The sequence below is a fragment of the Desulfovibrio sp. ZJ369 genome, assembly GCF_011039085.1.
GTDB lineage: Bacteria > Desulfobacterota > Desulfovibrionia > Desulfovibrionales > Desulfovibrionaceae > Desulfovibrio.
In genome coordinates, this window is sequence record NZ_JAAKEI010000063.1 from 1 (window position 1) to 8,916 (window position 8,916).

13 protein-coding genes are annotated in these 8,916 nt (G+C 54.7%); 11 read left to right on the forward strand and 2 right to left on the reverse strand.

What is annotated here, in order from left to right:
* The first annotated feature begins 694 nt into the window (after positions 1–694).
* From G7Y51_RS12545 to G7Y51_RS12595, 10 genes are all read left to right on the forward strand, one after another.
* The gene (locus tag G7Y51_RS12545; RefSeq protein WP_165178001.1) at positions 695–970 is read left to right on the forward strand and encodes a DUF1640 domain-containing protein; all 276 of its coding nucleotides are present in this window, start codon (positions 695–697) and stop codon (positions 968–970) included.
* A gap of 377 nt (positions 971–1,347) precedes the next feature.
* The gene (locus tag G7Y51_RS12550) at positions 1,348–1,635 is read left to right on the forward strand and encodes a hypothetical protein (RefSeq protein ID WP_165178003.1); all 288 of its coding nucleotides are present in this window, start codon (positions 1,348–1,350) and stop codon (positions 1,633–1,635) included.
* 287 nt (positions 1,636–1,922) lie between these two features.
* A complete protein-coding gene (locus G7Y51_RS12555; RefSeq protein ID WP_165178005.1) occupies positions 1,923–2,084 on the forward strand; it encodes a hypothetical protein in 162 nt (53 codons plus the stop codon).
* 472 nt (positions 2,085–2,556) lie between these two features.
* A complete protein-coding gene (locus G7Y51_RS12560; protein WP_165178007.1) occupies positions 2,557–2,877 on the forward strand; it encodes a hypothetical protein in 321 nt (106 codons plus the stop codon).
* Between the two features lie 496 nt (positions 2,878–3,373).
* Positions 3,374–3,808 carry a hypothetical protein gene (locus G7Y51_RS12565; RefSeq protein WP_165178009.1) on the forward strand — a complete coding sequence of 145 codons (435 nt, stop codon included), beginning with the start codon at positions 3,374–3,376 and terminating at the stop codon, positions 3,806–3,808.
* Positions 3,808–4,797: a PD-(D/E)XK nuclease family protein gene (locus tag G7Y51_RS13620; RefSeq protein ID WP_206214339.1), complete on the forward strand. Its 990-nt coding sequence runs from the start codon at positions 3,808–3,810 to the stop codon at positions 4,795–4,797. The genes G7Y51_RS12565 and G7Y51_RS13620 overlap by 1 nt, the downstream gene beginning before the upstream one ends.
* Positions 4,798–5,015: 218 nt before the next feature.
* Positions 5,016–5,195, forward strand: coding sequence for a hypothetical protein (locus tag G7Y51_RS12580; RefSeq protein WP_165177999.1), 180 nt, complete (start codon positions 5,016–5,018; stop codon positions 5,193–5,195).
* Positions 5,196–5,438: 243 nt separating this feature from the next.
* Positions 5,439–5,588, forward strand: a complete 150-nt coding sequence (locus tag G7Y51_RS12585) for a hypothetical protein (protein WP_165178011.1) — start codon at positions 5,439–5,441, stop codon at positions 5,586–5,588.
* Between the two features lie 164 nt (positions 5,589–5,752).
* Complete coding sequence (locus G7Y51_RS12590; RefSeq protein ID WP_165178013.1) at positions 5,753–6,016, forward strand: BrnT family toxin; 264 nt, start codon at positions 5,753–5,755, stop codon at positions 6,014–6,016.
* On the forward strand, positions 6,003–6,245 hold the full coding sequence (locus tag G7Y51_RS12595) for an antitoxin (protein ID WP_165178015.1): 243 nt from the start codon (positions 6,003–6,005) through the stop codon (positions 6,243–6,245). Before G7Y51_RS12590 ends, G7Y51_RS12595 begins: the two co-directional genes overlap by 14 nt.
* 17 nt (positions 6,246–6,262) lie before the next feature.
* On the opposite strand, the gene G7Y51_RS12600 is transcribed toward G7Y51_RS12595, so the two are convergent.
* Together G7Y51_RS12600 and G7Y51_RS12605 are read right to left on the reverse strand one after the other, a co-directional pair.
* Positions 6,263–6,880, reverse strand: coding sequence for a site-specific integrase (locus G7Y51_RS12600; RefSeq protein ID WP_206214340.1), 618 nt, complete (start codon positions 6,878–6,880; stop codon positions 6,263–6,265).
* Between the two features lie 388 nt (positions 6,881–7,268).
* The gene (locus tag G7Y51_RS12605) at positions 7,269–7,697 is read right to left on the reverse strand and encodes a helix-turn-helix transcriptional regulator (RefSeq protein ID WP_165178019.1); all 429 of its coding nucleotides are present in this window, start codon (positions 7,695–7,697) and stop codon (positions 7,269–7,271) included.
* Positions 7,698–8,017: 320 nt separating this feature from the next.
* Here G7Y51_RS12605 and G7Y51_RS12610 point away from each other — a divergent pair, with 320 nt between their 5' ends.
* The gene (locus tag G7Y51_RS12610; protein ID WP_165178021.1) at positions 8,018–8,443 is read left to right on the forward strand and encodes a phage regulatory CII family protein; all 426 of its coding nucleotides are present in this window, start codon (positions 8,018–8,020) and stop codon (positions 8,441–8,443) included.
* Positions 8,444–8,916: the final 473 nt, after the last annotated feature.

Sequence of the window (8,916 nt, forward strand, 5' to 3'; positions counted from 1 at the left end):
ACTTTCAAGTTCAGTGCGTTCTTCCTGTGTGAGGGTCACCCTATATAAAATTTTTGGCATATCTTCTCCCATTTGAGGAAAAAGATAAGTCCTTTTTTATGCCTTTTCAAGTTTGACGCAACACTAGCCTGCTTCAGCGGTTTTCCCGTGCCCTCTCCGGAGGGTTTTTTTGTTGTTTTATTTTTTTTGAGAAATATCAATTTTTATCTTTACATATATTGAGATTTGTCATATTCCAACTTTACCAACGCGGAGGATGCCAGCGAACAGCGCCCCACGGGGAAAAGTAGCAGACGGCTCCGAAGCGGGGCAACCGCCTGCGCGGCAGGGAGGCCAACGCCAGACGTTGGTGGGGCCGGAAAAGAGCCGCCCCCGCAAGCTGGATCGAGGCGCGAAAAGGGCGGATGGGCCGAAAAATCGAGCGCAGAGAAGCCCCCCCATTGAAGCGTTGTACCCACGAAAGCGGCAAGGCCTCCAAACAAGGGCAGAGCGGGACACGGGCAGACACGACGGCTGGATCAGCCCGTGAAACATGACACAAATTTCGTTTCCGAGAACCGGGGACAGATTGTCGCCGGTTCGACCGGAACGGAATCAAGGCGAACCCTATTTTGATTTGAGGGGGGGGCAGACACGTTTTTGACAGAGGCCGTGAAACCGTTTATCTCTGAATACAGACAGCAAGGAGGCCATTATGACCGCCACAACCTTTGATACCCTCGGATACTTTGAAAAGCTCAAGGCCGCCGGCTTCACGGAAGAACAGGCAAAAGTTCAAGCCGAAATGTTGCGGGAACACGCCGAAGCCCAGAACGCGGCTGTGCAAAAAATTCTGGACAGTCGGGAAAAAGAGCTTGCCACCAAGACGGATCTGAAAGAACTTGAACTCCGCCTGCTCAAATGGCAATTCGGGATCGCGCTTGCCCTTGCCGCGATCATGGCCAAGGGCTTCGGCTGGCTGGGCTTCTAGCCAGCACTCCGCTCCAAGGTTTCATGGGCGACTCTCAATGAGCCGCCCTTTTCTTTTGCCCTTCGGCAAGGTTTCGCGCCCTGGTCCAAACTGCCGTCCAGGCGCGGCCCGGTCGTTTCCGGGCGTACCCTCGCCGCCGTCACCACGGCGGGAAGGAGCTACCTTGCGCGGCGTGGCTTGGGCGGGTCTTCGGGGCTGGTTGTCAAAGAGCAAAGGCCGACCGTGCAGGTTGGGCCGTGGTCTTGCGGGTACTCCGGGCCTGCACGGCGGCCTTGGGCAATATTTACTATTTTTTAGGATATTTTCAATTACTAATTTTTAGATTACCTTCCAGTCAGACTTTCATGCTACAAAGGGAGGAAAAAGGAGTGGAAAACATGCTCACCAAAGAAGGAATGGTTATCTTTGATGAGACCATCCGTAGCCTGCTTGTAGCACGAAAGTCAGAACTTAAACTTTCCGAGAAAGCATTGGGGCAGATGGCGTTTCCCTATATGGGCAAGCCTTCGGGAAAGGTTCGGAGCATCCTAGTTGAACAAGGGGCAGGCGAGAGCAAGAAGCCCCAAGAAATCCGTTTGGCCGACCTTGTAAATCTTTGCCAGGCATTAGGATTGAATCTGCATGACGTGATACGGACGGGTCTCAAACAGGCTGATGGGAAATGAACTAGCTGAAATGATTCAGTTTACAAAGGTGGCCTCGGCTACCTTTTTTTTGCGCAGAAAAATTCAAATTTTTAGGACTTAACTTATTGACTATATCCTAATTTTTAGGAATACTGTTTTCAACGAGACGGGGCACAGTCCCAGGCTCTTTGAAAACAGACGCGACGGAGGCCCTACCGGGACGTGAGAGGATAGCTGCCTACGCGGTTCGGACAAGCCGGAGCACACACGGCCAACGCGTTTTTGACAGAGGCCGTGAAAATGGCTATCTATGAGGTAAGGCGGAGATGAACAAAGAAACGCTTTCAAAGCTGATTGATTTTCTGGTTAACTTCGCAGTTGCCAGCTTCGCCGTGAGCGCTTTTCAAAGTGTCTGGTGGGGCGTGATACCCGGCATTGTCTCCCTTGTGGGAGTGATAATTCTCGGGAAACGGCTTGGAGGTGAATAATGGCTATCTGGATTTTTTTGACCGCCGTTGTCATCTGCGTTATCGGCTACGGTCTTTATAAAACCCGCAAGCAGAACTAACTTTCATCAGCACCCAACGCTGACCACGAGGCCCTCGTCACCGGAGGGCCTTTTCTTTTGCCTTTCGGCAAGGTTTCGCGCCCTGGTCCAAACTGCCGTCCAGGCGCGGCCCGGTCGTTTCCGGGTGTACCCTCGCCGCCGTCACCACGGCGGGAAGGAGCTACCTTGCGCGGCGTGGGCTGGGCGGGTCTTCGGGGTGGGGCAACCGTTCGATATTTCCGAACAGTTGCTGATGTCAAAGAGCAAGGGCAGGGCCGCCGTACAGGCGGGGCCGTGGCTGCCTTCCCTTGACTTCATTTTAGGTATTTTTTACCTTTTTTGTCAATGCAAAAATTTACGCCAAGAGCAAGAGAGGAAATTTTGCTATGAGTATGGGAAAAGGAGTTCTGCACATGTTGAACGAAACAGGCATGACGGTGTTTGAAAATACCGTTCGCCGGACACTTGAGGAACGCCGCGCCCAGCTCAATATGACCGAGCAAGCTCTTGGGGTGCTGGCATTCCCTCATGTGGCCGATTCCCGACGAAAGGTACAATCCATCAGGAAGGGGCAAGGCTCTGGTCAAAATCGTAAACCCCAACAACTTCGAGGAACAGACATCCTTAATATGTGCGAGGCGCTTGGCCTTCCCTGGAAAGAGGTAATCGGAAAAGGACTTGAAGAGGCCAAAGCCGCGCAAGAGGCCGCAAGACGGGCATCGCTGGAAAAATAACTCGCACATACACCTTGGACGTGAAGCCGCCCGCAAGGCGGCTTTTTTTTGTGGCAATTTTTAGGATAAAATTTTGCTTTTTATATTAAATATGAGGTAATTTTTACCTATTTTGTTTGCAACGAGAGCGGGAAAGCTCAGCACCCCGCCAGATAGAGATAAAGGAGGCTGCCTGAATGAACATCACTGTCCGTTATGTCGGCACAGACGCTGAAGGCGAACCCGGCTGGCCGGTCACACTGGAAAACTTCATCCTGGCAAATAGCTGAAGGCTCCCTCATGGATACGAAAGCCTGCTTCATCAACGATCGGGCGCTGTCTCTGGCCTATGGAGGCGGTCCGCTTCCCGGCCACGGCAGAGAGCGCCCTGGCCTGGCTCCGCCGGGCTATGGCCGTGGCCACAGCAAACGGCAATTCCCAACTTTTCAGCGCGCTCCGCCGCCATTACGCGTTTATCCGGGCGAACGGCGGCCAGGGGCAAAGGACGGTCTGAGTCATGTGTCGTCATGCGTATGAGTACCCCGGCCACCGCACCTGCGGCGACAATATTCCCGGTTACGCGCAGGGCGCGTACTTCCCCGGCGACGAGCCCGGAATGCGCTGCAAGCTCACCGGCGAAGCCTGCGGCAACCCGGAGGGCAACACGCCCGGCCAGTGCGCCGCCGCAACGCACAGCCCCTGGATTTGCCCGGACTGCCATGAACTCGGCTTTGAAACCCGGCTCCTGCTGCTTGACGACCGCTACCATTGCGAAGGTTGCGGCGAATCGTGGAGCGAGGCCGAACTCGCCGGGGCATTCGCGGCCGGCAACGGCCGTCTGTACGATGACCACGAGAATGCGAAGCAGGAGATCTGCAAGCTGGAAAAGCGGATCGCCGCCTTGCGTTCCAGTCAGGAAAAGGCGCGCGCCGCGCTTGCGGAGGTGGCCTGATGCTGTCCGTCCGCGCCTCCTCTCTGGGTGAACTTTTCGATTGCCCGGCCCGCTGGGAAGCCAGGCATATCCGCAAGCTGCGCCTTCCACGCTTGGCGGCCGCACAGCTTGGCACGGCAGTCCATGCCGGAACTGCGCTCTTTGATCAGAGCCGACTGGACGGCAGCCCGCTTTCCGCTGACGAAAGCGCCGGGGCCGTTGTGGATGCCCTGCAAAGGCCGTCCGAGGACGTGGACTGGGAAGATACGTCGGCTGCCGAAGTTGAGCGAATAGCTTTGCCGTTGCATGGCCTCTATTGCCGCGAAATTGCGCCGCGCCAGGACTATGTGGCCGTGGAGGCCACCTGCGAAAGCCTGACGTTTACGGACATCGGCCTGACGCTCACCGGCACGGTTGACCGTGTGCGCGCCACCCCGGACGGTCTGGGCATTGCCGATATCAAGACCGGCAAGACTGCCGTGGCGGCTGACGGCACTGTCAGGACGCAGGGCCATGCCGCGCAGATCGCCGTCTATGAGATTCTGGCCGGACATGCCATTGGCCGCCCGGCCTGGTCCGCCCAATTCCTGATTGCCACGCTCAATCAGTCCGGCAAATTTTCCGCGTTGCGCTACGAATTCCAGGGCAAGGAAGGCCAGGACGACTGGGGCTGCCGCGCCGTGGCTACCGAATTGGCGACAAAGGAACTGCTTGTGGGGCCGCTGATTACCATCAGCCTTGCCAAAAAAGAAGGCTGGTACAGCAAAAAAGACAAAAACGGCAAAGAGACAAGCAAATGGCAGAGTATGCCGGAACTGATGCTGCGCTACCGTGCCGCGGCCTGGTTCGTCCGCGCGTATGCGCCGGAAATAGCAATGGGCCTCCAAACCGTTGAGGAAGTGCGTGATGCGCTTATCACCCACACGAGCCGGAAGAAGGCTATTTTGTCGGCTTTTCCGGCGGCAAGGACAGCATTGTCACCTTGGAACTGTGCCGCCTTGCGGACGTGAAGCACCAGGCGTTTTACAGTTGTACGAGAATGGAGAGCGTTTCGGATGGGTTGTTATGGAGAGTTGTCCCCTTCACGGTGAGGAGAAAAAGCATGAAAGAGCGCCCCATACTGTTCAACTGTGACATGGTGGCGGCGGTGACAAACTCGGCATGAATACTGCTGCGGGTAATCCTCATCCGGAGCGCGGCCGGACACCAACGCGCAACAGGAGCGGCCATGAGTCAAAAAATATCGACCTTTACCATTCTTGTGCGTGATATGCGCAAAGCGCAGAAGGAGTATTTCGCCTCGCGCGCGCCGTCCGATCTGAATCGGGCCAAGGCACTTGAAAAGCAGGTGGACGCCAAGCTGAAGGAGATATTCGCCTGCGTGCAGCCCCAGGGCAGCCTGCTATGAGCAAGGAAACCACCATTCGCTGCAACGCCTGCGGAAGGCAGGCGACGGGAACAGGGTACAGCACCTTGTGGGCGCGCTTGAAGAAAAGCGGCTGGTTGCCGGGGCGGGAACGCAACACGCATTACTGTTCCGAAACCTGCCGAACGAAGAGAGAAAAGGAGTAACAGCCATGATCCAGGCAGTTGAGACGACAAGGGACTACACACCCCGGCAGGGCGCAAGTACCTGTTCACGGACGATCTTGTGCGTATTACGGGCATCCCTGCCACAACCTGGCAGAAATGGCGCAGCCTCAAAAAGGGGCCGTCCTATCGCAAGCTTGGCCGCCGCCCGGCCTATGACCCGGTGGATGTTCAGAAATGGGATGAAGCGCAGAAAGTAGTGACGGAGTGATTTCAACGAAAGACATGGCTATAATTGACACGCAAGGTATGCGGGTCAAAAATTACTAGAAACGGGCTCCGACCAGTACGAGTGGGTATAAAGGTTCCACTTGGAAAATCGGAGCCATTTTTTTAATGTTGACAATTACAGAATAAAAACCATATAATTTTTGTATGGAATTTGAATATAACCCGAACAAAAGCGCCAGCAACAAGCAGAAACATGGGCTTGATTTCCAAGAAGCGCAAGAGCTTTGGAAAGATGAAAGGCTCCTCATTCTCCCTTTGCGCTTCGAGGATGAACCGCGTCAAGCCTGTATCGGCAAATTGCACGGGAAGCACTGGACGGCCATAATGACGTGCCGCGAATGTGTGGTGCGCCTGATTTCCGTCCGGCGCTCGCATAAAGATGAGGTAGAAGCCTATGAAAGCGACTGAATTTGACAAGCATTTCGACAACGGCGAAAGTGTTCTCCCCTTTGCCGACATGTCCAGGGCAGAACGCCCCAACCTGAAATCCAGGCGTGTCAATGTGGACTTTCCCGCATGGATGGTCGATGCTCTTGACAAAGAGGCTGCCCACCTCGGCGTCACACGCCAATCACTGGTCAAAGTCTGGATCGCCAACTGCCTGGCGCGGGATGCGCACACAACAGACCACGCCTGACGACTTCCACCCCGGCCTCAAAGCCGGGATTCTTTTTCTTCCCCTGCCAGAATGTCCCCAATCAGGGCCGTCTTGCTCTCCGCCTTCCCCGGAATCAGATGGGCATAGCGTTCCGTCATGGTAATGCTTTCGTGCCGCATAATGTCCCGCAATTCCTGCAAGGTCACTGTGCCCGATTGGGCAAGCCAGCTTGCAAAGGTGTGCCGGAGCGTATGGAACCAGACCTTTTTTCGCGTGTCCATGGCGGCCCGTTCTTCCGGGTCTTCGGGCATGAACTTCAATGCTATGCACACCCGTTCAAAAGTGTCGCTGATCTGCTTCAGCTTTGCACCGCCGCGGGCCTGAAAAATATATTCCCCGGCGCTCCGTCCGTACCCGGCCAGCATCCGGATCACGTCCGGCGCCACGCGCACGGCCACACGCCGCCCGCCTTTCTCCGTCACCCATAAGACGCCGCCCCGCGCGTCCACGTCCGCGCCGGTGAGCCGGAAAATTTCTGTGCTCCGCAGGCCCGTCTTGAGCGACAGCCAGGCCATATCGTGAAGCTGCGGGCTGCGCTTTTCCAGAGCATCCAAAAGCGCGCGGGCTTCCTCCGGCGTAAGAAAACGCTCCCCCTTGTTTTGCGGGCGCGGCATTTTCAACCTGTCCCGGCCAAAAGGATTGACGCCTTCCCATCTGCCAGTCCTGGTAGCGTGGTTCACAATGGCACGGCACACGGAAAGCACTTTTTTTGCCGTGGCTTCAGAGTATAGGGCCGCAGAAAAGATGAGAATGGCTCCAGGAGCGAACCGTGCTTGACCGATGGGCGACTTTTCTTTGACTGACGCCGTCCCGATGGTTGACCGCCTGACGATGGGGCTGCAAAAAAAGGTTTGAGAACGGGAGGCCGATTCCGGGCCTCTGCCGCATGAGAAATGAGAACAAAAGAAGCCTCGGCCAGTGTCACACCGGACGCTCACCGAGGCTGATTTTTATCATCGCTTTCCCGTGGTGAAAGCGATGATCACGGCTTTGCCTGCTTGTCTATGCAGTTTTGACTTCGGCAGATCTGGCAGCTTCCGCTTCTCCCCCCCCACCCAAGGCTTTGAGCCTTTCTTTCAGTTGCCCAATCTGCTCGCTTAATTCTCTGTTTTTTTCACTCAACTCATGTCGCTCGCGTCGCTCATATTCTAATACGCGTTCCAAAGCTGCGCAGCCGGAGCAGTCACCGAAGTTCCGAGAAGATGTTTGCGCTCCCGTCCCACTTCGGTACTGAGGACCGAGTCCAAAAAGTAGCCAGTCACTGGAAACATTAAAAAAAGCAGTAATTGCCCTCAAAATAGCAAAATTTAACTCGGACTTCCCGCTTTCATAGTTGCTCAATGTCCCCTTGGGGATACCTAGTTTTTCAGCCAACCAATCCTGGTTTTTAGGCCTTCTTAATGCCTTTATCCGACTTCCTACTGTTTCCATAGGATAAAAGTTCCTGTGCCCGAACTTTTATCCTAACTTTTATCCCAGATTTGCTAACCTCTTGAAATATCAAGAGGTAAAAATTGTTCAGCAAAAATTACTTTTATCTAGCAATTCATGCTTGCAAAATCGCAAAAACTGATAAAAAAGAAGGTGCGGGCGGTTGAAAGTTTCAGCACTTGCAGCGCCGAAAGTAGCCGCTCCGCAGATTGAAATCAATGTCCATAGTAACGCCGATTTTGGACACGCGCGGAGGCCATCATGCACTGCCAGGAATTCTTGAGGCCCGCAGGCATAACGGCAACGAGGGCTAACTGAAAATGCGACAGCTTTCCTTGATAGAGGACATCCTGCGGCTTTCTGGCGTCATGGCGGCCATCCGTGCTGCCATGCGGGAGGCTGCGGGAGCGGAGGAAAGCGAAGGACGCAAGTTGCTGACTGATCGATTGAACGAAGTTTCCCACCGGGCAGGAATCAAGCTCACAGCAGGAAACACTTCCGGTATCAGCAAAGCCACTTTGGACAAATGGCTTTCGCCTACCGACACCAGTCATCCACCATCAATTCTTGCCTTGTTGGCCTTTTGCAAGGCCACAGGAAACCTTGAGCCTTTGCGAGTGGCAGCACAAGCGTTGGGCGTTGATTTGATGACGCGGGAAGATCGCCGTTTGCGGGACTACGCTCAGGCCATTCTGGACGAACGGGCGGCCCGGCAGCGCAAGAACAAACTGGAGAAGGAACTATGAAACACGCTGATTGCGGTTACCAGCGTTTTCAATGCCGGCATGCCATCCGCGCCGCCCTGCTTAAACGAGGATTAAGCATGCGACAGCTCGCAGTGCGTATCGGCGTTTCCGCAGAGGCTGTGTCATCCACGGTTCTGGGTAAAAAACATTGTCCCCGGGTGTTAGACGCACTCAGAGACATAGGTGTCCCTGAGAAATATTTGTTCGATCCACGTCAGGACTCAAGGGCAGCTTAGGTGACGATGATGACCCTTAAAGGAGCTTATACAACACTCGAGTGTAGCTTGTTTCTTGGCATTGCCGTGGTAAACGTATTGGAGAGTATTAACTAAATAATGTTTTAATATCATCCAGAGTTCCATTCACATGAAACCTGGCAAAAAGAGCCATCGTCAAGTCAACCATGTGCAGACTTCGTGAAACAACGACCGACTTTCGGCGGAATCTGGCAAACCAGTGACGCTGGCGACAAT